We start from the raw sequence: 26,130 nt of genomic DNA, 5'->3' as shown, positions 1-26,130 counted from the left end.
GTCTCTTGATCGCTTTAGTCGAGCGTATCGGCAAGCCAGTTATCGATCAGAAATCGCGCAATCGACCCTTTTCTGGCCGGATTGATCTTTGGATGGTTCCCAAGGGTCGCCGTCATCATGTCTTCCCGTGTCACCCAAACCGCATCTTCCAGCTCGTCGGTGTCGACAACGATGTCAGTGGTTTGGGCGATCCCGCAACATCCAAACATCAACGAAGACGGAAATGGCCAAGGCTGCGACGACAAGTAATCAACGGGTCCTACCTTGATCCCAGACTCTTCCAATGTCTCGCGCCGCACAGCCGCTTCGATTGTCTCTCCTGGTTCCACAAAACCTGCCAACAAAGAATACATGCCTTCAGGCCAGCCGGGCGACCGCCCAACTAGCACCGAGTTTCCGTGCAGGATCAGCATAATCACGACTGGGTCCGTGCGCGGAAAGTGGTGCGATCCGCAAGCAGGACAATCCCTTTGCCACCCCGCGTTCGCAATCTCGCTTTTTCCACCACACTTCGCACAGTATCCGTGGGTCTCATGCCAGTTGATAATGGATTTGGCCGTTGCAACAAGTTCGGCATCGCGGGCCGACAACCGGGTCATGTTCGCCCTCAACTCGGCAAACGCTTGCGTCGCCGGCAGATTGGGATGCAGCTGTTCAGACGGATCATGAAACGCGCCAACTGTGTCCGGCACTGCATCCGGTTCCCAGTTCGAAATATCCTGCGCAAACCGCGCCTCGCCCTCGTCCAACCCCAGAAAAACGGGCGCTTCATCTGCGTCATCCAGAACCGAATGATTGGCTGCCAACCAAACCGGCGCACCGGTATCCACCGCCAAAAGCGGCTTGCCGCGCCAAAACGGCAATACTCTTGGGCTGTCTTCGGCCAATAGCTGCGCCAATGCGGCCTTGTCTTCGCGCACCTTCGCTGCCCGGTCCAATCCCGAACCGCCAAAAGTTACGGTTTCTGCGTGCTTCACGTTGCCTGCCCTTTAGCTGCCTCGGCCAATAAACGCCCAAGCGCAACTGCCTGCAAGACCCCGCATTTTCAGCGAGTTGGACACGCCATGTCGCGAACTATCCTTAGCTCCTCGATTTTCGGCTGGGTGTCACGGCGATTTCATGTTCCCATCAGATAATAAACCGACTCACCTGGGGAGATATTCATGTCATTTAAGAACTCGACCGCTATGAGCCGACGCTCGTTCCTTGCCACCACCGCTGGTGCCAGCCTGATCGCGCTGCACCCGTTCTCGGCTCGCGCTGCAGGCGGCCAAGCACACCTGCGCATTATGGAAACTACTGACCTTCACGTACACGTCTGGCCTTATGACTATTACGCCGACAAACCCCGCGACACCGTCGGCCTTGCCCGCACCGCCGCCCATATCGCCGACATCCGCGCCGAGGCCACAAATTCGCTGCTTCTCGACAACGGCGACTTCCTGCAAGGCAACCCAATGGGCGATTACATCGCTTACGAACGCGGCATGAAAGAAGGCGACATGCACCCGGTCATCACCGCGATGAACACCGTGGGCTTTGATGCATCGACGCTGGGCAACCACGAATTCAACTACGGCCTGGACTTCCTGATGAAGTCGCTGGCTGGCGCAAACTTCCCAGTCATTTCCGCCAACATCGTCAAGAACGAAGGCGCAAGCCCCGCCGCCGACGACACGCTAATCCAACCCTACGTCATCCTCGACCGGATGCTGAAAGACGGTAACGGCGACGAACACGCCATCAAAGTCGGCCTTATCGGCTTTGTGCCACCACAGGTCATGAACTGGGACCGCAAGCACCTAGAAGGCAACGTCACCGCCCGCGACATCGTGCAGACCGCGCGCGCTTATGTGCCGCAAATGCGTGAAGAAGGCGCTGACATCATCATCGCGCTCAGCCACTCAGGGATTGGCTCGGCAGATGAAACTGACGGTATGGAAAACGCATCGGTCCCATTGGCCGCTGTCGACGGCATCGACGCGCTGGTCACCGGCCACAGCCACCTTGTCTTCCCTTCGGCCACCTACGCCGACTACTCAGCCGTTGACGCCGAAAACGGCCTGATCCACGGCAAGCCTGCCACAATGGGCGGGTTCTGGGGCAGCCACTTGGGCGTGATCGACCTGATGCTGGAGCGTGAAGGCGGCGATTGGCGCGTGGTGAACACTGCTGTCGAAACCCGGCCCATCAGCAAGCGCAACGAAGACCGCTCAACTTCGGCACTTGTCGAAAGCCGCGAAGATGTGCTGTCCGCAACCAAGGCCGACCACGAAGCGACACTGAACTATGTCCGCACCGCCGTCGGCAAGACCGCAGCACCCTTGCACAGCTACTTCGCATTGGTCGCCGATGACCCATCAGTGCAAATCGTCTCAATCGCCCAGAAATGGTACATCGAAGAGATGATGAAAGGCACTGAACACGAGGGCCTTCCAATCCTCTCAGCCGCAGCGCCGTTCAAAGCCGGTGGTCGCGGTGGCCCCGAATACTACACCGACGTGCCAGCGGGCGATGTGGCGATCAAGAACGTGGCCGACCTTTACCTCTATCCGAACACCGTGCGCGCTGTGCGCATTTCGGGCAAAGAGGTCCGCGATTGGCTGGAACGCTCGGCCGGTATGTTCAATCAGGTCACACCGGGAACCAGCGACACCTCACTTCTGAACCCATCTTTCCCGTCCTACAACTTCGACGTGATGGACGGCGTGACCTACCAGATCGACCTCAGCCAGCCGTCCAAATACGGGCCAAAGGGCGAAGACCTGAACCCGACTGCAAACCGGATCAAGAACCTGTCCTACAACGGCCAGCCGGTGACAGACGATATGGAGTTTGTGATCGCAACCAACAACTACCGCGCCAGCGGCGGCGGTTCGTTCCCGGGCGCAGACGGATCCACAGTGATCTTCGAAGCCCCCGACACCAACCGCGACGTGATCGTCCGCTACATCGTCGAACAGGGCACGATCCAGCCATCGGCAGACGCCAACTGGACCTTTGCGCCACTGGCCGACACTTCAGTTCTGTTCGAAACCGGGCCGAAGGCTGCGGATTATGTGGATGACCTGAAAGGTCTCGATGTCGCCCCGGCAGGCGACGGTGCAGATGGGTTCGCGCTGTTCCGGCTGAAGCTGTAAAACATGGACCGCGAACAAAAGCTCGCGGTTTACGAAAACTTGGTGGCGGGGTTTGACGACTTCGCCATCAAAGGCAAGGCCTCGCGCTATACCTCGATGAACGGAAACATGTTCAGCTTTCTGGCACCGGACGGCACCTTAGCGTTTCGTTTATCCAAGGACGATAAAACCGCATTCGAAGACGAACACGGGCCATACGACGTTATCCAATACAACAGCACAATGCGCGGATACGTCGAAATTCGCGATGACCTGATTGCGGACGACGCGGCTCTCAAGACGGTTTTTACGAAATGCGTCGCCAACGCACGCACGTTGAAGCCGAAACCGACCAAGAAGTCGAAGTAAGTCTTAACGAAAGGTTAATGCAACTGAGACCGCATCGCTTCGGGCGATGTCCCAGTCCAACCGCTAAAGGCACGGATAAAACTGTTCGGATCTTCATACCCTAGAAGGAACGAAATCTCTGAACTGGTGTGGGTCGTATCCGCCAGATACCCCCGCGCCAACCGCTCGCGCAGCGCCTGCAACTCGGCCTGAAAATTCGTGCCTTCGCCATTCAGCTTACGCTGCAAACTCCGCTGACTCATCCCCAACCGCCGCGCCACTTCCTTCACTTCCGGCTGACCGCTCGGCATCGCTTCCATCAAAACGGCTCGCACCCGATCCGTGACCTGAGTATCCCGCTCCAACTCATCCAGCCGCGCCCGAAGCTCGGGTTCAAACACGCCGAACAACGCAGGATTTGCCGACAAAAATGGCCGATCGGCATCCCCGGGCGCGAAGACAACCCGGTTAAACGGCCCGGTTCGAACCCGGTGCCCAAAGAACTCAGCATAGGCCGGATGATCCGGTGGCGAGACCATTTCAACCGCAATAGGATTCACCTGCGCCTTGGTCGCCAACCGAATTAGGTGCACTAGAAAAACCAACTCGGTCAGCAGAAACTCTTCTGGCAATTCCACCCCGGGCTCGCCACCATAGGTCAGCTCCAACCCACCCAAAGTTTCGTGTGATTCCAAAATACACGCGCCAATCAATGGCTTATAAGTCGCCAAACGCCGCGATGCGGTCGTCATATTGGGGCTGCAAAACGCGGCAAGCAAGGGCGGGCTGAACGTCTCGGACGTCACCGACTGCCCAAGCACCAACGCCGGAGTTTCGCTGTCCAACGCATTTACAACCGCGTTCCACAACCGCATGAACTCGTCGGTGTTCAAGGTCGGGCGACCTTCAGTGAACAACCCATCGGGCAACCGCGCCGATCGCAAAAGGTCAGCGGCACGAATACCCAGGTTGTTCAGCAAGGCTGCCCAACCAAGATCAACGGTAAAAGGTCGCGTCATGAAAACTGGCTCATTATCATCCTGTCAAACCAACGATCCGGCAGCAGCCACCGCATAAATATTCCCGAAGATCCCATCTTTCCAGCAGCATAGCGGGTTTTTGGCTGGCGTGCATTTATCGCTTTCACGACAAGATCGGTAATGACGCTAGGTGGCGAAGCGGCAATACCACTTTCGGCTGCTTTCATTAGTGCATCAATCATCTTCGAATAGGCAGTGTCTTCGGCGGCGACAAAGTTGGCCTCAAGTGCGCCGCTGAACCCAGAATCAATCAAGCCCGGCTCGATAATCACAACATCAATCCCAAGCGGCCTCAGCTCGATCCGCAGACAATCCGACCACCCCTCTAGCGCATGTTTTGTCGCATGATACCAAGACCCTAGCGGCGTATATATCTTGCCACCCACCGAACTGATGTTGATGATCAGCCCGGCCTTCTTGCTGCGCATTGATGGCAGCAAAAGTTGCGTCAGACGCGCCAGACCGAACAGGTTCACTTCAAACTGATACTGTGCTTTGTCGACCGGCGTATCTTCCATAGGTCCGTACTGCCCATAGCCTGCATTGTTGATCAAAACATCAACACCACCATGCCCGGCTTTGATCTTCTCAACTGCTGCAACAACATCGCCTTCCTTGGTAATATCCATCGCCAGAACAATCGCCCCCGCGTCTTCCAAATCCTTCATCTTCCCCACACTGCGGGCAGCGGCATAGACGGTCATGCCATCTTTCAACAGTCGAAGGGCAAAGTCCTTGCCCATGCCTGACGATGCGCCGGTGACCAGAACCGTTTGATATTTGCGAGTCATTTCGTTTCTCCAATCTGAATGCTGAAGATGAAGTAGCCGACGATTGATGCCGCAACACTCGCAGAACGTGCCAAACATATGGCCAAGCGTGCCAATCGTCATTCTCGAAGTGTCAGACTTGCGAATCTAATCGCTTCCAACTACATGCAGAGGTGAGAGGTTGGCGCGGGCAGGCGCCTCGCCAACCCGGTCAGATCCGGAAGGAAGCAGCCGTAACGAGCCCCGCTTGGGTCGTTGTCCAGCCTCTCACCCAAACGAACGATCGGAGGATTTATGGCCAATGTATCGCCCCTCCGGGCCGCACGTCGCTAACGCACGTCAGGCCACGGAATTATAAGCTGCTCGCCAAATCGGCAACGCAGCCCGTTTTCGTTTTCCAAGGGCTACCCAACCAATGACTGAACTTTCCTATGCTGACCTCGGATGGTCGGCGCATTTTGTGCGTCAGGGCGACGCAAATGATCTTCACCCCTTCGCGTTACCTCGGTTCATCGCGACCGGATCACCGCGATATCCCCTAATGAAACAAGGACATTGCGCGCACCAAACGGCACCGGGAACATCGCCGTTGGCGATTGGGTTCTAGCCGATGACGATGCCGTCGCCGATGTGTTCGAACGTGTGTCCGTCCTGAAACGCCGCGCCGCCGGGGAAGACGCCCGCGAACAGTTGATCGCCGCCAACGTCACGACGCTTGGCATTGTCAGTTCATGCAACGCCGACTTTAACGAGGCACGTCTGGAACGCTATCTGGTCATGGCGTCCGAGGCGGGTTGTCTGCCGTTGATCATCCTGACGAAAGCCGATCTGGACGAAGACCCCGACAGCTATGTGAAACGCGCCGAACGTTTGTCTCCCCTTGTGACTGCGTTGGCCGTGGACGCCAAAGACCCGTTAGAGATCAAACGTTTGCACCCCTGGTGCCGCGCTGGTGAAACCTTGGCATTGGCCGGGTCATCGGGCGTCGGTAAGACCACCATTCGGAATGCACTGGCGGGTGGCGAAGCAGTAACCCAGGACATCCGCGAAGACGATGCCAAGGGACGGCACACCACAACCGCCCGCGAATTGGTGCGCGTTGAAGCCGGCGGTTGGTTGATTGACACGCCGGGCATGCGCGCCCTTAGGATTGTCGATTCCGGTGATGGGATCGCTCAGGTATTTAAGGATATCGAAGCGCTTACAACTGAATGTCGCTTCAGCGACTGTGCCCACGAAAGCGAACCGGGCTGCGCTGTGAAAGCCGCGATTGAAGCGGGCGACTTGGAACCTCAGCGTGTCGCACGATGGCGAAAACTGTTGGCCGAAGACCTACGCAACTCGGAAACCATCGCCCAAGCCCGTGCCCGAGACAAAGGCTTTGGCAAGATGGTGCGAAATGTGATGTCAGAGAAGCGCAAGAACCGCGGCGACTAGGCCCGCGCCCAAAAGATTACGCCAACAATTCCAATCACATGCAGCAAGGCAATCACCAGCGGCAGCAAAGACAGCCTGCGCGCTGGTGATCCCTTGGGCCAATGCCGTCCAACACCAAATACCGCAAACGCCAACATCCCCGCCGCGCCCTGCCATCCCAGATATGTCAGCGGTCGGTTCATTCCGGCGGTGAACCCATCGCCTTCAGATGGCGTGTTTAAAAATGCAAAAAAGGCATAACAAAACAGCAGCACCCAAAGGGCGTAGAGCCCTGTAAACAAAAATCTAAGGCCATCACTTGGCGCGCTATCACGCATTATTCGCGCCCTTCTTTCTGCGCGCCATTCGCGGCAGCGGCCCACGAGGATTGCGCATCCGTTTCAACAGCACATGGTCGAACCAAACGCAGCCGCGTAAGCGCCTTTTCAGCATCTTCCCCCGCTTCCACCATCACTCTGAGCGTAATCATCCCCGACCGACCACAACCCCCGAAACAGTGCGTCAGAACTTTGCCACCCTCCGCCAATATCTCATGCACCTGCAAAGAAACGTCGGACCAGAGCGGTTCGGTCTCGGACCCCGGGGCCCCGAAATCGATGATTGGAAGGTGCCTCCAGGCGACGCCAAGCGCAGCCAGATCATCCGCAAGACCATCCGCACCGACCCGAGAAAGTTCCAACGATGTCGTCATCGTCAGAACCAAAGACGGCCCCCAAAGGGCCAAGCGGTTGAAATCAGACGTATAGTTTCCTTGGCGGCCGGGAATCGGGCTGATCCCCAGCACACCATTGCCAAGTGGCAATTCGCTGACCGACCATTCAGGCAACGCCACCCTCCACGACCTGACCGGGATGCGCCTCGGCCCAGTCCGCCAGAAACGCGGCGACATGCGGCTCGCCCGCAAGCTCTATGGCTCTGCGCGGTAGTGCAACCCCTTCGTTCAATGCCAGTTCCAAACAGGTCACATAGTCCCGCGCCGCGCGATCTGGCCCATTCTCGGACCCATGAATGATCGTTGACAGCAATGTCCCGCCATAACCGTTAATGTGTCCAAGATCCGGTTTCAAACCAAGGAAATATCCCAACACTTCTGGCAAACCTTCCCAACCCGCCAGTTGCACAGGAGTCAGCCCTTGATCGTCTGCGAGGTCATACTCTGCACCGGCCTCAACCAACCTCTCTATATGGTCCAGCTTGCCGGGAAGATGCAGGATCAAACGCACGATATTTCGCGCAGCTTCCGGCATTTTTGCGGGATCAATGAACGTTCCACCCGGAAGCTCATTATCGGCTATTTGGGCCAGCAACCGTTCAATCGGGGAAAGGGTCGTTGTGTGTCCTCGCGCGGTAAGCGCTTGAGAAAGCGCGTCGTTTCCGAACACCCGCGCGAATGCATAGGGCGCCATCCCTTCATAGACTCGGGTTGCATCTGCACCGGCGTCCAGCAATGTTTCGATCATTTCGCGCCCGCTCATCCGCCGTGCCGCCTGATGCAATGCGGGGATCACAAAGGGCTTTTCGCCACCGATTTCTTCATCATTGAATTCATCGACTTCGGCCCCTGCCTCCAACAACAACTTCACCGCAGGGACATCGTCGAAGTCGATTGCGCGCAGCAAAGCGTTGGTTCCTTTCGGCTTTGCGCCGTGTAAAAGCAACAATTTCAGGCCATCGTGGCGGCCTAACTCTGTCGAGTGATAGAGGGACTCATTGTCGTTGGGATCGGCACCATTCTCCAACAGCCAACGGCCCAGCACCAAGTTATTGGCATGGCCGATGGCCCCGTAAAGCGCTGACAACAAATGATCTTCGCCGGGCATGGAAGGGAACCCGTCGTTCACATTGGCACCATTTTCCAACAACGCCCCTGCAATTGCCAGCATGTCACCCTCGAGATCAGGGCGGTCATGAATGTATTTTGAGAACGCCAGATGCAGGATCGGTCGGCGAGGCCCGAAATCCCTGACAGCAAGACTTGGATCAGCTTTCAGCGCATCCAGAACTGCCGCGCGATCATAAAGCGCGCATTGCAAACCAAAGTTATCCGCAGCCAGATCAGGTGTGTCGCGCAAAAGCGCTTCGATTACCCAATTCTGGCCGTGATAGATCGCGATTTTTAGGCGTTGCTGTTTGGCTGCGCGATCCAAACCGACCGTCTCTGCTGCCCAAGACAATTGGGGCCAGCTTGCAAAACTGTTTTCCAAAGCAATGACATGCAGGAAGTCAGCGTGCTTTAGAGGCGCACCATCTGATCTGGGTGGATAATTTTGGATCCGTGCGTTGGCACGGGTATCCTGGGCCTCGTAGGCCTTGCGAAGCGCCTTGGCATCACGGCGCAATTGCTCGATGGATTTTGGCATCGGGCTCCTCATCAATTGGCCCGTCGGTCCGCTGATCCGGGCATGAGAAACACCGACGATGTGATCGTTCGGGTCTGAAGTGGGGTGCCGATGACGGCTGTCCGCGGACCTGGCTGCCGCCCCAAACGGCATGGCGCTTTTTAGCCCCTTGAGGCGATTTGGGCAACCCGGACTGTGGACGGTCGGCGTCAGACGGTTTAGGCTTTATCGACTTGAGGGATCGACCAAACGGCATGAGCGACACCACCGACACAGGCTATCAGGTTCTGGCGCGGAAGTACCGCCCGGAGACCTTTGCTGATCTTGTCGGTCAGGACGCAATGGTGCGCACGCTGAAGAATGCGTTCGAGGCAGATCGGATCGCGCAAGCCTTTGTAATGACTGGCATTCGCGGCACTGGCAAGACGACGACGGCAAGGATCATTGCCAAGGGCATGAACTGTATCGGGCCTGACGGAAACGGTGGCCCAACGACCGATCCATGCGGTGAATGCGAGCATTGCGTGTCCATCACTGAAGGGCGTCATGTAGACGTCTTGGAGATGGACGCGGCCAGCCGGACTGGTGTGAACGACATCCGCGAGATCATCGATTCGGTGGCGTATCGAGCGGCATCGGCGCGCTACAAGATTTACATCATCGACGAAGTTCACATGCTGTCAACTAGCGCGTTCAACGCTCTGTTGAAGACGTTGGAGGAACCGCCAGCGCATGTGAAGTTCATCTTTGCGACGACCGAAATCCGCAAGGTTCCTGTGACTGTTCTAAGCCGTTGTCAGCGATTTGATCTTCGGCGGATCGAGCCGGAAGTGATGATCGCGATGCTACGGCGGATTGCCACGGCGGAAGGGGCCGAGATCTCGGATGATGCGCTGGCGTTGATTACGCGGGCGGCGGAAGGGTCGGCACGGGATGCGCAGTCTTTGCTGGATCAGTCGATAAGCCACGGTGCCGGTGAAACCACCGCCGATCAGGTCCGTGCAATGCTTGGCCTGGCGGACCGGGGTCGGGTGCTGGACCTGTTCGATATGATCATGGCTGGCGATGCGGCGGGGGCATTGACTGAACTGTCGTCACAGTATGGTGACGGGGCCGATCCGATGGCGGTGCTGCGTGATCTGGCCGAGATTACGCATTGGATCAGTGTTATCCGCATTACGCCGGAAGCGGCAGACGATCCGACGGTTGGCCCGGATGAGCGGGCACGTGGGCGCGATATGGCGGATCGGCTTTCAATGCCCGTGCTAGCGCGAATGTGGCAGATGTCATTGAAATCATTGGAGGAAGTATCCCTATCGCCGAATGCGATGATGGCCGCTGAAATGGCGGTGATCCGCATGACGCATGTGGCAGAGCTGCCGACGCCTGGTGACCTGGTAGCAAAGTTGAAAGACACGCCTGTGCCGCCTGCGCCAAGCGGTGGCGGAGCGACTGCTCCTCAAGGTCCCGCCGGCACGAGCGCGGTGGCCGAAAGGGCGACCGAGATGTCCTCCGGCGGCGGTGTTACGGCCGTGGGCGCACAAACCGCTTTGGCACAAGCGCCGGAAAGCGCGTTGGCCCGGTTTCCGACGTTTCAGTATGTCGTCGATCTGATGCGGGCGAACCGCGATGTGAAATTGCTGGTCGAAGTCGAAAGTGGTGTCCGGTTGGTCAGCTATCAGCCCGGACGCATTGAATTTGAACCAGCCCCAAATGCGGCCCGAGACCTGGCGCAACGTCTTGGATCACGTTTGCAGGCATGGACCGGCGTTCGGTGGGCGGTATCAGTTGTATCCGAAGGTGGTGAACAAACAATTTCCGAGGCGCGCGAAGCCAGCAAAGAGGCCATGAAATCCGAGGCGCGGGCGCATCCGTTGGTGTCGGCGATTCTCGATGCTTTTCCGGACGCACAAATCGGCGACTTGAAAACACCGGAAGAGTTAACAGTTGAGATAACAACCGAGGCATTGGCCGAAGTTGAAGACGAATGGGATCCTTTCGAGGACGAGTAGGAGAATGAAATGCTGAAAGGTTTGGGCGGCCTTGCCGATATGGGCAAGATGATGAAAGCCGCACAGGAAATGCAGACGAAAATGACCGAACTGCAGGAAGAGCTGGACCGGATGACGGTTGTCGGCGAAAGCGGTGCGGGTTTGGTCAAAGCAACTTCGACGGCGAAGGGTGAGTTGACGGCGCTCAGTATTGATCCGTCGATCTTTAATCCCGACGAGCGTGAAGTGGTCGAGGCTCTGATCTTAGCAGCCATCAAGGACGCGCAGTCCAGAGCATCTGAAAAGCATCAGCAAGAAATGTCGAAGCTGACTGAGGGCATGGGCTTGCCGGCGGATATGAAGCTGCCGTTTTAAGATAATGGCTCAACAGAGCGCGTTAGAAAACCTGATCGAGATGATGGCAAAACTGCCGGGGCTTGGGCCCCGGTCAGCTCGGCGTGCTGTGCTGCACATGATCAAGAAGCGATCGTTGTTGTTGATTCCTTTAGCAGATGTCGTGCAGCAGGTCGCTGAGACCGCGCGAGAATGTCTGAACTGCGGCAACATTGGCACCACGGATCTTTGCGAGATTTGTGACAGCGAAAAGCGACGCAATGGTGAGTTGTGCGTGGTCGAAGATGTTGCCGACCTTTGGGCGATGGAGCGGGCCGCCGTGTTCAAAGGGCGCTATCATGTATTGGGTGGCACATTGTCAGCTTTGGATGCCATCGGTCCCGAAGAATTGCGCATACCAAAACTGGTGGACCGGATTCAGACCGAAGACATCAGCGAAGTTATTCTGGCGTTAAATGCCACTATCGATGGACTTACGACGGCGCATTATATCGCCGACCAGTTGGAGGGGCGGGTGCAGGTGACGTCGCTGGCACAGGGCGTTCCGATTGGTGGTGAGCTGGATTATCTGGACGATGGGACGATCACAGCAGCCCTAAAAGCGCGCAAGTCGCTTTAGATTTTGAGCCTGATCGACACCAGATCTCTTTCAAACACTGATGACACTTTAACGCGACGCACGGGTCCACCGACGTTAGTTTTGCGGGGTTTCCAGCGAATCACCTGCTTTTTAAGGGAAATGGGCTGTCTGTATCGTGTCGGTATTACGTCGGTATCACGTCGGTATCGATGAAAGCGAACGGTGGAATGTATTGGCTGTTAACAGAACGCGCGCTGACCATTGGACAAACAAAAACCCCGGCTGAAATAAGCCGGGGTTTAAGGGCAGCCGAGGGAACTTTTTAAGGTTGTTCGTCTTCGTCTCCGCCCTCGGGCAGATTGAAAAAGCTGTCAGCATCAGGCAGTTCATCTTCTTTGTCGTCGTCTTCATTGTCGCTGAGAGAGAAGGTTTCGAGGCCAGAGATTGCTGTTGGTATTCTTGGCTCTTCCGGCAACCCAAGCGATTGTTCAGTCGAGACCAATTTGCGGCGTTCGTCGTCGGACATGACGCCACCTTCTTTTGCTTTCTTTTCGTTCGCCTTTTGAACGGCGGCATCCAGTTCGGATTGCTTGGTCAGGCCAAGAGCAACCGGGTCAACTGGTTGAATATTCGAGATGTTCCAGTGCGTGCGTTCGCGCAGCGACAGGATGGTCGGCTTGGTGGTGCCAACCAGTTTCGAGATTTGGCCATCGGACAGTTCGGGGTGGAACTTGACCAGCCAAAGGATCGCTGCCGGACGGTCCTGGCGTTTGGACAGAGGCGTGTACCGCGGACCGCGACGCTTTTCTTCGCCTACGGCGGCCGCGTTGAATTTGAGTTTCAGCTTGTTCAGCGGGTCTTTTTCGGCGGCGTCGATATCTGCCTGAACCAGCTGGTTGTTCGCGATAGGATCGAACCCCTTCACGCCGGTGGCCACGTCGCCATCGGCGATGCCCTGAACCTCAAGCTCGTGCAGGCCGCAGAAATCGGCGATCTGTTTGAAGCTGATGGTTGTATTGTCCACCAGCCAGACGGCTGTGGCTTTGGCCATGATCGGTTTGTTCATTTGGCACACTCCTGACAAATCTTTCCCGCGCCGGGAAATCGCCCGGTCCGGCTGGACCACATCTTCGATTTCGGGGAAGTTGGCGGGGATATAGTCCCGTTTTGACCCGGAGGGAAGAGGAAATGCGTGTGTTCGTTATGTGGCTGGCTTTGACCGGGTTTGCCTGGGGAGATGGCGAGAAGGCGGGGGATTTCGATTACTATGTGCTGGCATTGAGTTGGTCGCCGACGTGGTGTGCGTTGGAAGGGGATCGGCGCGGGTCACCACAATGCGACGATGAAGCGGACTTTGGATGGGTTTTACACGGGCTTTGGCCGCAATATGAGGATGGTTGGCCAAGCTACTGTCACACGGGGCATCGAAACCCCTCGCGGTCAGAGACGGCCGCCATGGCGGATATCAAGGGATCGGGCGGATCGGCCTGGCATCAATGGAACAAACACGGGCGGTGTTCTGGGCTTTCGTCACGAGATTTCTATGCGCTGGCGCGGGAAGCCTATGGGCGTGTCATTCGCCCGGATGTGTTCCGTCGATTGGAACGCGAGATACGGTTGCCCGCGACGGTGATCGAAGAGGCATTCCTTGAGGACAATGAAGTGTTACGCGCGGATGGTCTGACGGTGACGTGTAAGGCCGGGCGAATTCAGGAGGCGCGGATTTGTCTGACGCGAGGGTTGGAGCCGCGGGCGTGTTCGGGATCTGTGGCGCGGGATTGCACGATGTCGGATGCATTGTTTTCGCCGGTTCGGTGAGGATTTAAATTGCGCTGCGCTGACGCGCATCGCGGTGGGCGAGGGGCGCTGCCCCTCACACTCCCCGGAGTATTTTTCTTTCGGCGATTGCAAGCAATCGCCTGTCGGCAGTGCATTGCAATGGCAATGCACGAGAGATCAGAAGAAGTTCTATTGGTTGCCGGGTGACTGGTCCCAGTGGCCGGGCGTGTCTTTCATTGACTGGGGGTTTGGTGCTTTCACGCCGGAAAGAATACTGGCCTGAAGCGCCATCAAGGGTTTTGTCAGGGGGTGTTCGCGCAATTGCGCCTTGGTCTTTTCGATTTGCATCACGTTGTCGATGCGTCGGTCGATAAAGGCCATGGTGTCGGCGGCATTTTCGCTGTCATCGCCGAGCCAGAACAGAACCGTGGCCGCCCAGACACCAGAAAGAGTTGCGCGTTTGGAGTACCAGTTTGCGTCAGTTGAAGTGTCGCCAAGCGCGGTCCAAATGTGATCGGCGGTTTCCCAGATGAGTTTTGCCCCGTCAGCCGTGTTGTGCGGCAGCGCAAAAAGGGCGGAGACGCGGCGGATAACCTCGCGGTCTGTCATACCTTCGACACGGAGTTTCAGAGCTGTGGCGACCTTGTCGCGGTAGCGCATGTCGGACAGATCGGTCGACTTGAAGGCGGTGACCATGGCTTGATCCCCTGCGCGGTGAAAGTCGATGGCGAGGTCGATGGCCCCACGGGGACAGGTGGCGCGGGCCTGTTCGATATCGATGCCGATGTCGTCAGCCGCGGCCACAAATGCGAGTTCTGACCAGCCGTCGAAGGCTACATGAGGCAGAATTGCGGTCAGCAGTTCTTGGCGGATATTTGGGTTTGTGTCGGGCATGGCACGCGCTCCTTTGAGCCTTTGGGGACAGTAGACAAGTCAATCTGCCCTTGCTATAGGCCCAATTCCTGCAAATTTTGCGCAACTCTATCTTAGAAAGGTGGTGACAACCACATGCAGGTCAGTGTTCGCGACAACAATGTCGATCAGGCGCTTCGTGCCCTGAAGAAAAAGCTGCAGCGTGAGGGCGTTTTCCGTGAAATGAAGCTTCGGCAACATTTCGAGAAACCGTCTGAAAAGCGTGCGCGCGAGAAGGCCGAGGCCATTCGCCGTGCTCGTAAGCTAGCTCGGAAGAAAGCACAGCGCGAAGGAATGATGTAAGTCATCCTTCACAAGACACTGGATGGCTTCGGTCATCGACGACGACCCCCGCGGCAAGCCTCGGGGGTTTGTTGTTTTTAAGGGCCGAGACTTAGTCGAGCACTTCGGCCCAGGCGGCTGCCAGACCCGGCAGGTAAGTTGTTTTCAAGTCGTTGCGCCGGGATGTTTTTCCCAGAGGGATGCGCAGCCCGACCCTAATGGTTGTTTCGGACCCAAGATCCTCGGTGTTTGCCTGAAAGTCGGTCATCTGGAACCCAACCTGACCAATCACTCTGTCCCCGAATGGATACTCGGCCGTTAGGTCAAACCGCTCGTATGAACCGGAATCGCCTTCATCTTCGAAAATGCCGGGCGAGCTGCCGCGTTCATATCCTGTTATCAGGTTAATCTGATTTCCAAGGTTGGCATTGACCCCGACGCGGAAAAATAGCCCGTCAAATGCGGTATCCGTGCCATCGCCAATCATCTTGGCCTGGCCGACTTGGCCAAAAATGGAACCAAAGCTTAAGTCTTGAGAGGCTTCGATGCCATAAAGATCGCCGTCCACATACCCATTAAAGGTCGCGGCATCGCTACCCTGAAAGCGAGTCTTTCCGTAAAAGCCGCCAAAGTATGCTGAGCCGAACTGCCGGCCGATGTGAAGACCATATGCTGTCGCGTTTTCAGGTGCGTAACTGTCAAAAGCATCGCCAGCAGGCAAGCTTCGCCCGATATGGTTCACATCAAGGGTTGCGCGCCAGTCTTCCAGACCAACTGTGACGAAGGCAGAACCACTGGGGCCATTTAAGGACAGGTTCTCGCCATCGTCAGAGTTGCCAGTGTCGGTTTGACTATAGCCCAATTCGACCCCGCCGGTAAATTCGAAAGCCTTAGCTACATTGGGAGTAATGCCAACGACTAGCACACAGGTCAAAGCCTGTAAGTTCATGTTCATATTATGTAATCCTTCCGCTCAAAGCGCCCCGTTTTTCGAGTGCGCCCCCAACTCACAGCGATAGGTCGGTCGTTGAAATCGGGATATAAACCTATGTTCGGTTTGAGCCGCAATTGGATAAACATTTGTTATAATTTGCGCCATTTCCGGGTCTCAGATTCAGGGGCTTTGAGGGTAATGATCTGCAGGAATGTTCCGGCTTAGAACTTTCGTTTAGTTGCCTTTGTCGCCGTGAACCCTCAATGGGTGTCAAACTTTCGAAAGAGAAGAGCCAAACCATGGTCAATCACTCCCGCCTTCGCATCGCATTTTTCACCGCAATTTTTTGTGCCTCGGTCATGTTCTTTGAGGACGTGGGTGAGGCGATTGGCATAAACTGGATTGAAGAGTGGGACGATTTACATGTCTGGGAGTTTCTTATTGTCGGTTGTCTTTTGATCACAATTGGCCTGATCGGAATTGAAGTCAGAAAACTCCAAATTCAGAATGCCACACTGGAAGGTCGGGCCATCAGGGCGTCGGGAGCTTTTCAGGACTTGTTGAACGGATACTTCAACGAATGGGATTTTTCACCAGCCGAACGGGATGTTGCACGTTTGATCCTGAAGGGGTGCTCAATCTCTGAGATTGCCGAGATCCGCGGAGCGCGCGAGGGCACAATCAAAGCGCAGACAAACTCAATCTACAAAAAGTCAGGCTATGCCAGCAAGACTCAGCTTTTGAGCGCGTTTATCGAGGATCTTACCAATGGCGGTTCCGTTGAGGCAGATAACGTGAAACAGCTTTGAGAACGGTTTTCTTCATGTGCGGAACCTTGTATCGCGTGGCTCAGGCAGCGATGGGAAATGGCGATGAAATCTCGTGTAACATGGACTGGTGACAAGGCGTTTTGGGGGCTGACAGAAGGTGGCCACAGTGTCGTTTTGGGAACCGCCACCGAGGATGCGCCCAAACCGGGACCAAGTGCGATGGAATTGGTGCTGATGGGTGCCGGCGGGTGTTCGGCCTATGATGTTGTTTCCATCCTTGAGAAGGGGCGGCAAGACATCGACGATGTGATCGTTGAGTTGGACGCCGACCGTGCGGGCGAGGTGCCCAAGGTCTTCACACGCATTCATATGCATTTCATCGTGAAGGGACGTGGATTGTCGGAAGCGCGCGTAGAGCGGGCCATTCAGTTATCCGTCGAGAAGTATTGTTCAGCGACGAAGATGCTGGAGATGACAGCCGAAGTAACGCACGATTTTGAGATCGTGGAGACGATATAGGTTTCCCCGCACTGACGTGCCGCGACCCGCTGGAGGGGCTCTGCCCCTCCAGACCACCCCGGAGTATTTTGCCAGAAAGAAAAGCCTAGACAGGAAGTGCGGTTGTTTGCCGAACGGTCCGCAGTGCAAAAGACGAGTGCATCTGCGCCACACCCGGCAATCGGGCAAGGTACCGGCGATGGATGCGCGCGAAGTCTTCGGTGTCTTCGGCCACGACTTTCAAAAGATAGTCGGCGGTCCCGGCCATCAGGTGACATTCAAGCACATCGGGGATGAGCTTGACCTGCTTTTCAAATGCGTCGAGCACTTCGTCGGCCTGGCCTGAGAGCGTGATTTCAACGAAGACGACCGTGGGGCGACCGAGTTTGCGCGGGTTTAACAGAGCAACGTAGTCGCGGATAATTCCGGAGTCTTCCAGCCGCTGCACCCGGCGGTGGCAAGCTGATGCCGAAAGATTGATGGCATCTGAGAGGTCCGCATTGGAAATACGACCCCGCTTTTGCAGAACATTCAGGATGCGGGCATCTGTCGCGTCGATATTGGTCATGGCACAAAAATCATTCGAAATTTCAGGGTTTGTTCGAATATTCTACCACTATTAGCGCCAACATCCAAAGAAATAAGCGCGCCATTGCGCCGAAGTTCTGGCCATATATGTCCATCAGTTAGGGGAGTTTGGGTCATGAAAATCGGGTGCCCTAAAGAGATCAAACCACAAGAATTCCGTGTCGGCATGACACCAGCAACCGCTGGCGAGGCTGTTCGGCACGGTCACGAAGTTTATGTCGAGACAGGAGGCGGCGTTGGCGCTGGCTTCCCGGACGAAGATTATCGCATTGTCGGTGCCAAGATCTTAGGAACTGCGGTAGAGATTTTTGAAACGGCAGACATGATCGTTAAAGTGAAAGAACCGCAGCCAGCGGAACGCAAAATGCTGCGCGATGGGCAGTTGCTGTTCACCTATCTGCACCTGGCACCAGACCCGGAACAGACCCATGATCTTTTGGCCAGCGGGGCGACCTGCATTGCCTATGAAACAGTAACCGATGACCGGGGCGGCCTGCCCTTGTTGGCACCAATGTCTGAGGTTGCCGGTCGTCTGGCCCCGCAGGTCGGCGCCTGGACCCTGCAAAAAGCCAACGGTGGTCGCGGGGTATTGATGGGTGGCGTGCCCGGCGTTGGCCCAGCAAATGTTGTGGTCATTGGCGGCGTCGTCGGCACCCATGCAGCCAAGATCGCTGCCGGCATGGGGGCGGATGTAACTGTTCTGGACCGGTCCCTGCCCCGCCTTCGCTATTTAGACGACGTCTTCAGCCGGGATTTTAAGAACAGATATGCCAGCGCTGCAGCCACGGCCGAACTGGTTGAAACCGCTGATATGGTAATAGGTGCCGTTTTGATCCCGGGGGCCGCTGCACCAAAACTGGTCACACGCGCGCAACTATCCTCCATGAAACCGGGGGCTGCGATTGTTGATGTGGCCATCGATCAGGGCGGCTGTTTCGAAACCTCGAAAGCAACCACACATCGCGACCCGATCTACGATGTTGATGGGATCATGCACTATTGCGTCGCCAATATGCCCGGCGCAGTTGCACGCACATCCACAATTGCGCTGACCAATGCAACGATGCCGTTCCTGTTGTCGCTTGCTGACAAGGGCTGGCAGCAAGCCTGTACAGATGATCCGCATTTGCTGGCCGGTTTGAATGTGCACGCGGGAAAACTGACTTACTTTGCAGTCGGCAAGGCACTGGGGATCGACGTGACTTCCCCACAGCTGGCCCTGAAGATGTAGGCATCTTCTTTCTGGCGAAAATACTCCCGGGGGAACGAGCAAAGCGAGGTGGGAGCAGCGCCCCCCTACCTCGACGACGTAGTCGGCGAAACGCCGTCAGGCCGCTTTCCACTTGATCGAACACCCCATCGACGCGATCTGCTCCTGTGGACCTTTCCCGGTCTCGGCAACCTCACGCATAGCTTCAAAAAGATCCCGTCTCAGATCGGCTGGCCCGGTTTGCGCGCGCGATGCATCAATTCGGCCACGATACTGTAACTGCAAGTCAGCATTCAGCCCGAAAAAATCCGGCGTGCAGGCAGCGTCATAATCCCGTGCAACGCTCTGGCTGGTGTCGTGAAGATAGGGAAATGGAAAACCGCGTTCACGCGCCATCACCTGCATGTTTTCAAAACTGTCAGCGGGATGGGTTGAAGCGTCATTGGAACATATTGCGGCAAAGCCAATACCGAGTGGCTGAAGATCCCGGGCATCACGGATAATCCGGTCCATCACCGCCAAAACATAAGGACAGTGGTTGCAAATAAAGGCAACAACGGCCCCATTGGGACCAGATACGTCCGCCAGGGAATACATCTGACCGTCCGTCGCTTTCAGACGAAAGTCCGGTGCTTGCCAGCCAAAATCACAAACCGGGGGTATCGCCGCCATGTTAATTCTCCGCATTAAGGTCACATAAGACTGACACCCAACCGGCCATAAGAAAAGGGCCCCGCAACGACGGAGCCCTCAACCAGAATATATAGGTCTTACTTCGCCTTCAGAGCATCGCGAATTTCTGTCAAAAGCTCTTCCTGTGTGGGCCCTTTTGGAGCCTCCGGCGCAGGTGCAGCTTCCTCTTCCTTCTCGGCCGCCTCTTTGATGCGGTTCACGCTGCGGACCAGCATGAATACGACCCAGGCGATAATCAGGAAGTTGATGATCGCCATGATGAAGTTACCGTATGCAAAGACAGCACCGTCTTCGCCTTCGCTGAGTTGAATGCCCAGTCCCGAGAAATCAATCCCCCCGGTAAACAGGCTGATAATCGGATTGATCAGGTCGCCCACCAGCGACTGAACGATTGCCGTAAAAGCTGCGCCGATGATGATACCAACGGCCATGTCCATGACATTGCCTTTGGCAATGAAATCTTTGAATTCCTGCATCATGGTTTCAGATATTCCCTTTGTTTCCCTTTACACAGGTCATCCCCTGCGTCCCGTGCATACCCACTAGCACAAAATCGCACAGATCTAAGGGTTCCGTGGAGTAAATTCCTACTTATGTGGGATAGCACGCACGAATTATTGGAGGAGCCGTCATGGACGCTCTAACCCCGCTCGCAGAATTCCCGATCACCTACCGTTGGCCCGCCACGCGACCGGACGCCATCCAGCTGTACTCATTTCCGACTCAGAACGGCGTCAAAGTGTCGATCGCACTTGAAGAATTGGGCCTGGATTACGAACCGCATCGCGTCACATTGGCTGAAGCCAATGTAAAAAGTGCCGAGTTCCGATCGCTGAACCCCAATGGCAAAATACCGGCCATTATTGATCGGAATGGGCCCGGAGGTGAAACGATTCAATTGTTCGAATCCGGCGCCATCCTGATCTATTTGGCTGATAAGACTGGCAAACTTCTGCCCAAGATCGGCAAAGATCGATATGAAGTCCTCAAATGACTGATGTTCCAGATGGGGGGCATTGGGCCGATGTTCGGACAGTTGGGATACTTCGCCAAGTTCGCGGGCGCAGAGATCGAAGATCCCCGCCCTCGGCAACGTTTCATTGACGAAGCCAAGCGTCTTCTTGGTGTCCTAGGAGAAGGCCTTGAGGGTAAGGAGTGGATCGCAGGCGACTTTTCCATCGCCGACATCGCGATTGCGCCCTGGCTTTGGGGGCTGGACCGCTACGGCGTTCAGGATCAGGTCGGCTGGGATGATTTCACCAACGTGAAAGCCTATCTGGCGCGTTTCCTTGAGCGTCCGGCAGTTCAGCGCGGCCTCAAAATACCATCGCGTGATCACTAATCAGGCAGTTTGCCGTTCAGAATATAGGTCAGAATTTCGACCACTTGCCGCGGTTCTTCTGCCACTGCCAGAGCCGCGGCATGCACCTCTTTTAAGGGGTGCTGATGCTCGGGCATGCTGAGGACAATCAGCGATTTACCAAGTGCTGCCGCCATGCCCGCGTCAAAAGCTGCGTTCCATTGTTTGTATTTCTCCCCGAAACGCACCACCACTATATCGGCGTTTTCGATCCCAAGACGAGTGCGGATAGCGTTGACCTTGGCCCCCTTGTGATCGTGCCAGAACTTTGAATCTTCTGCGCCGAGTATCGCAACTCCGCAGTCATCGGATGCATCGTGGTCAGTTACGGGTGAGGAAAAAGTCACATCCAGTCCTGCCGCGCCGCTCACAATCTGCTCACGCCAATCGGTGTGGATTTCGCCGGATAGATACACGTTCAAGGTCATAGGACAACGCCCCCCCATTCTTCTGTTCATAAATACTCAGAACCGCCTGGCCTGCACAGGCCAGGCCATTCGTGGTGTCGCACCGTAGGTGCGCCAATTAAACAGCAGTTAGCCGCGAAGGACACCACCAGTGGCTTTGGTGACTTTCTCAACAATCTTCGCGCCCACCGCTTCAATCTCTTCATCGGTAAGGGTTTTGGCCATGGGCTGCATCCGCACCGTGATCGCCAGAGATTTTTTACCCTCGCCCAGTGATCCGCCAATGAATTCGTCAAACACGCGCACCTCTTCGATCAACGCCTTGTCCGCCCCTGCTGCCGCATTCACCAGATTGACTGCCTCAACATCGGCATCAAGCACAAAGGCAAAGTCGCGTTCGACCGCTTGCAAACCGCTCATCCGCAACGCCCCGCGCGAGGCGGATTTGGCCTTTGGTTGTGGGATTGCCGACAGATGCAGGGCGAAGCCGACGGCCGGGCCTTTGACGTCCAGAGCGTTCAAAACGCGCGGGTGCAGTTCACCAAACGAGCCGAGGATGATCTTCGGACCTAGGGTGATCCGCGATGAACGGCCCGGATGCCACCAATCCTTCGCCGAGCGCGAGAATTGCGTTTTTGCGGGTGCGCCAAGGGCTGACAACACCGCTTCGGCGTCTGCGCGGACGTCATAGACATCAACGGCGCGGCGTGCGCCATGGGGATCTTTGGGGCCTGTAGCGCCGATGCGAATGCCGGTGACCAGCAGTTCCTGTTCGTCCGGCTCACCGCCGTGGAATACCGCACCGACTTCGAACAGTGCCAGATCACTGAAGCCGCGCGCCTGATTGCGCGATGCGGCCTGCAGGAGACCGGCCAGCATTGTTGGGCGCATGTGGGTCATCTCCGAACTGATCGGATTGGCGACGCGGGTAGTATCTGTGCCGCCGCCGAATAGCTTGGCCGAGGCTTCGTCAATGAAGCTGTAGGTCACGCATTCGTTGTAACCCAGCGCCGCGGTGGTGCGTCGCGCGATCTGTTCGCGCTTTTGCAGGGGCGTCAGGATCGGTTGGGGAACGCCGGGAAACATCCGGGGCATTGGCTTTGGTTCAAGGTTGGTCAACGAGGCGATGCGCGCGACTTCCTCGACCAAATCCGCCTCGCCCTTTACATCAGGACGCCAGCTTGGCGGGGTTGCCATGTCGCCGTCCAGTGTGAAGCCGAGGCGCTCCAAAGTCGCACGTTGGGTTTCGGCGGGGATGTCCATACCGACCAGCGACGAACAGCGCGCGGTGTCCAGTTTGTAGGCACGGGTCATGTCTGGCACGGCCCCGGCTGTGACGACGTCCGAGGCTTCGCCACCGCAGAGGTCCAACACCATTTGCGTCGCCAGCTCCAAACCCGGCAGAGTGAAATCAGGGTCAACGCCGCGTTCAAAACGATACTTTGCATCCGAATTGATTTTCAGCGCGCGAGCCGAGCGGGCGATTGTGATCGGCTCCCAATAGGCGCTTTCGAGGAACACGTTCACGGTGTCTTCGCTGACACCACTTTCCTCGCCGCCCATGATACCGGCAAGACTTTCCGGGGCGCGGTCATCCGAGATCAGCATCAGGCCGGGGAAGGCCGTATAGGTCTTTTCGTCCAGCGCCAGTAGTTCCTCGCCACCCTTGGCGCGATGCACCCGCAAATCGCCCTGCACCTTGTCGGCGTCAAAGACATGAAGGGGGCTATTGCGGTCGAAGGTCATGAAATTGGTGATGTCGACAAGGGCCGAGATGGGGCGCAGGCCAATGGCCTTCATGCGCTGTTGCAGCCATTCGGGGCTGGGGCCGTTCTTGACGCCACGGATGACGCGCCCGGTGAAATAGGGCGCGCCGTCCAGCGTGTCATCGTCGATGGTGACGTTGATCGAGCTGGGGAAGCTGCCTTTCACGGGGGTAACGGGGCGGTCGATTTTGGTGCCGAGTGCGCGCGCGGCCAGATCGCGCGCAATGCCTTCGACGCCCAGCGCATCCTGCCGGTTGGGCGTGATCGCAATCTCGATCATCGGATCGACTTTCGAGGGGTCATTGGCGGCCAGCCAGTCAGCGAAACTGTCGCCAACCTCGCCCGAGGGCAATTCGATGATGCCGTCGTGTTCGTCCGAAAGTTCCATCTCGCGTTCACTGGCCATCATGCCGTGGCTTTCAACGCCGCGGATTTTGCCGACCTGAATGGTGGTGTCGATGCCGGGGACATAGGTGCCGGGTTTGGCGATGACGACGGTGATGCCAGCGCGTGCATTTGGCGCGCCGCATATGATTTGCTTCACGCCCTCGTCGGTTTCCACCATGCAGACGCGCAGGCGATCAGCATCGGGGTGCTGTTCGGCGGTTTGGACCTTGCCGATGGTGAAATCGCGGAGTTTCTCGGCCGGATTGACGATCTCTTCAACCTCAAGGCCAAGGTCGGTCAGGGTCTCGGCGATGTCTTCGACCGAGGCGTCTGTTTCGAGGTGCTCACGGAGCCAGGAGAGGGTGAATTTCATTTTTTTGAACCTTCTTGCTCAGCTCGTTTGTTCAGCTCATCGATAACTCGGCGTTCCAGAGTTGCTGCTTCTGCAATGTCAAACATTTTAACAGGCATGGGCGCCTCATCGTCTTCCGTTGGGCGGACAATCATATTGTGAATCTCGCTAACGGCTAACTTCAAGTCCGACTGGATTTCCTTCCATCCATCCTTGAAGCTTGGGTAGTTCGCGACTCCAGACATCACGGTAATTGCACTGGCCCAGATTATCGTCAACTTTTGGGATCCGGACGAAATGGAAACTTCCCGTGGATATACGCCACGGTATTGGATTTGCGGGAACTGATTGCCGCCCGGCAACCCAGATGACAACGAGAACCACTTTTCAGTCTCTGTAGCCCGACGCTTATAAATAGGAGCAAGGTTCAAGAGCGCCTGGCTAAGCTTGCCAAGTTCATTTGCCTGCGTGCCATGCATCAACCCAACAAAAAAAGGCTGATCAGACAAACGAAAGCCGGATTGGGCTACATCGACAAGCAAAAAATTTGAACCGACCTCATTAGCGATAAGGCGGATTGCCATTACAGCCCCCCAAGCAATGCCGGTACCGTCAGCAAACCAAAGCCGCAGTGCCTGAGCCAGCGCAAATCCGAACTGTCGTTTTTTAGGTTCGCCGTCGCATCCAAGCCACCTATGCTCTCGTCGCGCATAACTACTCTCGCCCCGCCAAGTCTTCGACCACCTCAAAGTGCTCGAACACCAGCATCATTTCCGCGTCAAAGCCGCCGTTGCGCTCGAAATACGTTTTGTGGTCCTCCTGCCAGCCTTCGAGATCAACGTTTTCGCCCTCGGCCAGCGCCATCTCTTCGGTCACATCGCAGAACCGCACCTGATCAACTTGCACCGTGCGGATCACTACGGCGGGCGTGTCGTCCCAATTGGTGGCGATGTCGCAGCGGCCCACGACCGGCATCGAGGCCGGATCGTCGGTGAAATCAGTTAGCGCGCCGCAGGTGGCGCGTTTGTGGCCCGAGCGGACCAGAGCGATCAGGCGTTTGGACAGCTTGGCGTTGTCGCCAAATTTGAAGGTTCCGGCGCCGGGGTAAGTGTCTTGCAGATCTTCGAATTCGTCGTTCATCGCACCAAGCCGCCGTGGAGTGTTGGTTGGTCGAGCGCTGCAAAGCCGTAGTGTCTGAGCCAGCGCAGATCGCTGTCGAAGAAGGCGCGCAGGTCGGGGATGCCGTATTTCAACATTGCCATACGGTCGATGCCCATGCCGAAGGCAAAGCCTTGCCATTCCGCCGGGTCAACACCTGCTGCTGACAGAACGTTGGGGTGGACCATGCCGGAGCCCAGAACCTCGAGCCAGCCATCGCCTTCGCCGACTTTCACTGTGCCGCCTTCCCAGGAACACTGGATGTCGACCTCGGCAGAGGGCTCGGTGAACGGAAAGTGCGAGGCGCGGAAGCGGGTTTTGACGGAGGTGCCGAAGAAGGCCGAGAAGAATTCTTCCAGTACCCATTTGAGGTTGGCCATCGAGATATCCTTGTCGATGGCGAGGCCTTCGACCTGATGGAACATCGGGGTGTGGGTCTGGTCATAGTCGGCGCGGTAAACCCTACCCGGCGCGATGATGCGGATCGGAGCGCCGTTTTTCTGCATTGAGCGGATTTGCACGGGCGAGGTGTGGGGGCGCAGCACGTGGGGCGGGCGATCATCGCCGTCCTCGCGGTGCATATAGAACGTGTCCATCTCGCTGCGGGCGGGGTGGTAATCGGGGATGTTAAGGGCATCGAAGCTAAACCAATCGGTTTCCACCTGCGGTCCTTCGGCGACGGGAAAGCCCATGTCGGCGAGGATGGCTGTGACTTCTTCCGTGACCTGGCTGACGGGGTGGATGGTGCCCTTGTTGCTGGGGCGACCGGGCAGTGTAACGTCCAGCCATTCATCACGCAGACGGGCATCAAGGGCGGCATCGCCCAGCGCGGATTTCTTCGCTGAAAGGGCTGAATTGATCTCGTCCTTCAGGGCGTTCAGAGCCGGGCCAGCGACTTGGCGTTCCTCGGGCGTCATGCGTCCAAGTTCACGCATTTTCAGCGAGACCTCGCCCTTTTTGCCGACGGCGGCAATGCGCAGATCCTCAAGCGCGGATTCATCACCTGCATCCGCAATGGCATCGAGATATTTCTGCCGTAGATCGTCCATTTCCGCC

Annotated in this window: 27 protein-coding genes, 1 other RNA gene and 2 pseudogenes; 13 read left to right on the top strand and 17 right to left on the bottom strand. The window is 56.7% G+C overall.

The genetic code is table 11. From position 1 onward, the window contains the following. Nucleotides 1-14: 14 nt before the first annotated feature. On the bottom strand, nucleotides 15-977 hold the full coding sequence (gene nudC / locus GKR98_16255) for an NAD(+) diphosphatase (GenBank protein ID QMU59597.1): 963 nt from the start codon (nucleotides 975-977) through the stop codon (nucleotides 15-17). 186 nt (nucleotides 978-1,163) lie between these two features. Here nudC and GKR98_16250 point away from each other — a divergent pair, with 186 nt between their 5' ends. Both GKR98_16250 and GKR98_16245 read left to right on the top strand, forming a co-directional pair. Next, a complete protein-coding gene (locus GKR98_16250) occupies nucleotides 1,164-3,140 on the top strand; it encodes a bifunctional 2',3'-cyclic-nucleotide 2'-phosphodiesterase/3'-nucleotidase (protein ID QMU59596.1) in 1,977 nt (658 codons plus the stop codon). 3 nt (nucleotides 3,141-3,143) lie between these two features. Further along, on the top strand, nucleotides 3,144-3,488 hold the full coding sequence (locus GKR98_16245) for a hypothetical protein (protein QMU59595.1): 345 nt from the start codon (nucleotides 3,144-3,146) through the stop codon (nucleotides 3,486-3,488). Nucleotides 3,489-3,502: 14 nt separating this feature from the next. On the opposite strand, the gene GKR98_16240 is transcribed toward GKR98_16245, so the two are convergent. Together GKR98_16240 and GKR98_16235 are read right to left on the bottom strand one after the other, a co-directional pair. Beyond that, complete coding sequence (locus tag GKR98_16240; protein ID QMU59594.1) at nucleotides 3,503-4,486, bottom strand: helix-turn-helix domain-containing protein; 984 nt, start codon at nucleotides 4,484-4,486, stop codon at nucleotides 3,503-3,505. Continuing rightward, nucleotides 4,483-5,298, bottom strand: coding sequence for an SDR family NAD(P)-dependent oxidoreductase (locus GKR98_16235; GenBank protein ID QMU59593.1), 816 nt, complete (start codon nucleotides 5,296-5,298; stop codon nucleotides 4,483-4,485). The genes GKR98_16240 and GKR98_16235 overlap by 4 nt, the downstream gene beginning before the upstream one ends. Nucleotides 5,299-5,451: 153 nt before the next feature. Between GKR98_16235 and ffs the strand changes: the two genes are divergently transcribed. Both ffs and rsgA read left to right on the top strand, forming a co-directional pair. Then, an RNA gene (ffs, locus tag GKR98_16230) (signal recognition particle sRNA small type) lies at nucleotides 5,452-5,550 on the top strand. A 142-nt stretch (nucleotides 5,551-5,692) separates the two neighbouring features. Continuing rightward, nucleotides 5,693-6,714 (top strand): annotated as a pseudogene (gene rsgA, locus GKR98_16225) (ribosome small subunit-dependent GTPase A). On the opposite strand, the gene GKR98_16220 reads toward rsgA, so the two are convergent. From GKR98_16220 to GKR98_16210, 3 genes are read right to left on the bottom strand one after another with little or no spacing between them, the layout of a single operon-like run. After that, nucleotides 6,711-7,031: a hypothetical protein gene (locus GKR98_16220; protein ID QMU59592.1), complete on the bottom strand. Its 321-nt coding sequence runs from the start codon at nucleotides 7,029-7,031 to the stop codon at nucleotides 6,711-6,713. The pseudogene rsgA and the gene GKR98_16220 sit on opposite strands and share 4 nt — an antisense overlap. Then, entirely contained in the window at nucleotides 7,031-7,546 is a 516-nt protein-coding gene (locus GKR98_16215; protein QMU59591.1) for a protein phosphatase, read from the bottom strand. Before GKR98_16215 ends, GKR98_16220 begins: the two co-directional genes overlap by 1 nt. Further along, nucleotides 7,533-9,074 (bottom strand): hypothetical protein, encoded by a 1,542-nt coding sequence (locus tag GKR98_16210; GenBank protein ID QMU59590.1) that lies wholly within the window; start codon nucleotides 9,072-9,074, stop codon nucleotides 7,533-7,535. The genes GKR98_16215 and GKR98_16210 overlap by 14 nt, the downstream gene beginning before the upstream one ends. Before the next feature lie 233 nt (nucleotides 9,075-9,307). Between GKR98_16210 and GKR98_16205 the strand changes: the two genes are divergently transcribed. Genes GKR98_16205 through recR form a run of 3 tightly spaced genes read left to right on the top strand, consistent with a single transcriptional unit; the run spans nucleotide 9,308 to nucleotide 12,017 of the window. After that, nucleotides 9,308-11,065, top strand: a complete 1,758-nt coding sequence (locus tag GKR98_16205; protein QMU59589.1) for a DNA polymerase III subunit gamma/tau — start codon at nucleotides 9,308-9,310, stop codon at nucleotides 11,063-11,065. A 9-nt stretch (nucleotides 11,066-11,074) separates the two neighbouring features. After that, nucleotides 11,075-11,419, top strand: coding sequence for a YbaB/EbfC family nucleoid-associated protein (locus GKR98_16200; protein ID QMU59588.1), 345 nt, complete (start codon nucleotides 11,075-11,077; stop codon nucleotides 11,417-11,419). Between the two features lie 4 nt (nucleotides 11,420-11,423). Further along, nucleotides 11,424-12,017 carry a recombination protein RecR gene (gene recR, locus GKR98_16195; GenBank protein ID QMU59587.1) on the top strand — a complete coding sequence of 198 codons (594 nt, stop codon included), beginning with the start codon at nucleotides 11,424-11,426 and terminating at the stop codon, nucleotides 12,015-12,017. Between the two features lie 283 nt (nucleotides 12,018-12,300). Here recR and GKR98_16190 read toward each other — a convergent pair whose 3' ends face one another. Continuing rightward, nucleotides 12,301-13,044 (bottom strand): DUF1013 domain-containing protein, encoded by a 744-nt coding sequence (locus GKR98_16190; protein ID QMU59586.1) that lies wholly within the window; start codon nucleotides 13,042-13,044, stop codon nucleotides 12,301-12,303. 122 nt (nucleotides 13,045-13,166) lie between these two features. Between GKR98_16190 and GKR98_16185 the strand changes: the two genes are divergently transcribed. Beyond that, the gene (locus GKR98_16185; GenBank protein ID QMU59585.1) at nucleotides 13,167-13,796 is read left to right on the top strand and encodes a ribonuclease T; all 630 of its coding nucleotides are present in this window, start codon (nucleotides 13,167-13,169) and stop codon (nucleotides 13,794-13,796) included. Between the two features lie 150 nt (nucleotides 13,797-13,946). On the opposite strand, the gene GKR98_16180 is transcribed toward GKR98_16185, so the two are convergent. Next, nucleotides 13,947-14,651 (bottom strand): COQ9 family protein, encoded by a 705-nt coding sequence (locus GKR98_16180; protein ID QMU59584.1) that lies wholly within the window; start codon nucleotides 14,649-14,651, stop codon nucleotides 13,947-13,949. Nucleotides 14,652-14,765: 114 nt separating this feature from the next. Between GKR98_16180 and rpsU the strand changes: the two genes are divergently transcribed. Beyond that, complete coding sequence (gene rpsU / locus GKR98_16175) at nucleotides 14,766-14,972, top strand: 30S ribosomal protein S21 (GenBank protein ID QMU59583.1); 207 nt, start codon at nucleotides 14,766-14,768, stop codon at nucleotides 14,970-14,972. A gap of 91 nt (nucleotides 14,973-15,063) precedes the next feature. Here rpsU and GKR98_16170 read toward each other — a convergent pair whose 3' ends face one another. Beyond that, the gene (locus tag GKR98_16170) at nucleotides 15,064-15,906 is read right to left on the bottom strand and encodes a hypothetical protein (GenBank protein QMU59582.1); all 843 of its coding nucleotides are present in this window, start codon (nucleotides 15,904-15,906) and stop codon (nucleotides 15,064-15,066) included. A 338-nt stretch (nucleotides 15,907-16,244) separates the two neighbouring features. On the opposite strand from GKR98_16170, the gene GKR98_16165 reads away from it, so the two are divergent. Next, nucleotides 16,245-16,694, top strand: coding sequence for a hypothetical protein (locus GKR98_16165; GenBank protein QMU60142.1), 450 nt, complete (start codon nucleotides 16,245-16,247; stop codon nucleotides 16,692-16,694). 63 nt (nucleotides 16,695-16,757) lie between these two features. Beyond that, nucleotides 16,758-17,174: an OsmC family protein gene (locus GKR98_16160; GenBank protein ID QMU59581.1), complete on the top strand. Its 417-nt coding sequence runs from the start codon at nucleotides 16,758-16,760 to the stop codon at nucleotides 17,172-17,174. A gap of 85 nt (nucleotides 17,175-17,259) precedes the next feature. Here GKR98_16160 and GKR98_16155 read toward each other — a convergent pair whose 3' ends face one another. Next, nucleotides 17,260-17,721: a winged helix-turn-helix transcriptional regulator gene (locus GKR98_16155; GenBank protein ID QMU59580.1), complete on the bottom strand. Its 462-nt coding sequence runs from the start codon at nucleotides 17,719-17,721 to the stop codon at nucleotides 17,260-17,262. A 135-nt stretch (nucleotides 17,722-17,856) separates the two neighbouring features. Here GKR98_16155 and ald point away from each other — a divergent pair, with 135 nt between their 5' ends. Further along, a complete protein-coding gene (gene ald, locus GKR98_16150; GenBank protein ID QMU59579.1) occupies nucleotides 17,857-18,972 on the top strand; it encodes an alanine dehydrogenase in 1,116 nt (371 codons plus the stop codon). A gap of 96 nt (nucleotides 18,973-19,068) precedes the next feature. On the opposite strand, the gene GKR98_16145 is transcribed toward ald, so the two are convergent. Together GKR98_16145 and mscL are read right to left on the bottom strand one after the other, a co-directional pair. After that, complete coding sequence (locus GKR98_16145; GenBank protein ID QMU59578.1) at nucleotides 19,069-19,623, bottom strand: redoxin domain-containing protein; 555 nt, start codon at nucleotides 19,621-19,623, stop codon at nucleotides 19,069-19,071. A gap of 98 nt (nucleotides 19,624-19,721) precedes the next feature. Further along, a complete protein-coding gene (gene mscL / locus GKR98_16140; protein QMU59577.1) occupies nucleotides 19,722-20,123 on the bottom strand; it encodes a large-conductance mechanosensitive channel protein MscL in 402 nt (133 codons plus the stop codon). Nucleotides 20,124-20,275: 152 nt separating this feature from the next. Here mscL and GKR98_16135 point away from each other — a divergent pair. Continuing rightward, nucleotides 20,276-20,986 (top strand): annotated as a pseudogene (locus GKR98_16135) (glutathione S-transferase). On the opposite strand, the gene GKR98_16130 reads toward GKR98_16135, so the two are convergent. The 5 genes from GKR98_16130 to pheS all read right to left on the bottom strand — a co-directional run bounded on the left by GKR98_16130 (nucleotide 20,983) and on the right by pheS (nucleotide 26,123). After that, complete coding sequence (locus tag GKR98_16130) at nucleotides 20,983-21,432, bottom strand: YtoQ family protein (GenBank protein ID QMU59576.1); 450 nt, start codon at nucleotides 21,430-21,432, stop codon at nucleotides 20,983-20,985. The pseudogene GKR98_16135 and the gene GKR98_16130 sit on opposite strands and share 4 nt — an antisense overlap. 108 nt (nucleotides 21,433-21,540) lie before the next feature. Then, a complete protein-coding gene (locus GKR98_16125) occupies nucleotides 21,541-23,937 on the bottom strand; it encodes a phenylalanine--tRNA ligase subunit beta (protein QMU59575.1) in 2,397 nt (798 codons plus the stop codon). Then, on the bottom strand, nucleotides 23,934-24,500 hold the full coding sequence (locus GKR98_16120; GenBank protein QMU59574.1) for a hypothetical protein: 567 nt from the start codon (nucleotides 24,498-24,500) through the stop codon (nucleotides 23,934-23,936). The genes GKR98_16125 and GKR98_16120 overlap by 4 nt, the downstream gene beginning before the upstream one ends. 130 nt (nucleotides 24,501-24,630) lie before the next feature. Continuing rightward, nucleotides 24,631-25,056, bottom strand: a complete 426-nt coding sequence (locus GKR98_16115; protein ID QMU59573.1) for an ASCH domain-containing protein — start codon at nucleotides 25,054-25,056, stop codon at nucleotides 24,631-24,633. Next, nucleotides 25,053-26,123, bottom strand: a complete 1,071-nt coding sequence (pheS, locus tag GKR98_16110) for a phenylalanine--tRNA ligase subunit alpha (GenBank protein ID QMU59572.1) — start codon at nucleotides 26,121-26,123, stop codon at nucleotides 25,053-25,055. The genes GKR98_16115 and pheS overlap by 4 nt, the downstream gene beginning before the upstream one ends. Nucleotides 26,124-26,130: the final 7 nt, after the last annotated feature.

Origin of the sequence: Boseongicola sp. (assembly GCA_014075275.1) — a bacterium.
GTDB lineage: Bacteria > Pseudomonadota > Alphaproteobacteria > Rhodobacterales > Rhodobacteraceae.
The sequence above is the reverse complement of the archived record's forward strand: the minus strand, read 5'-3'. Positions and strand labels throughout refer to the sequence as shown.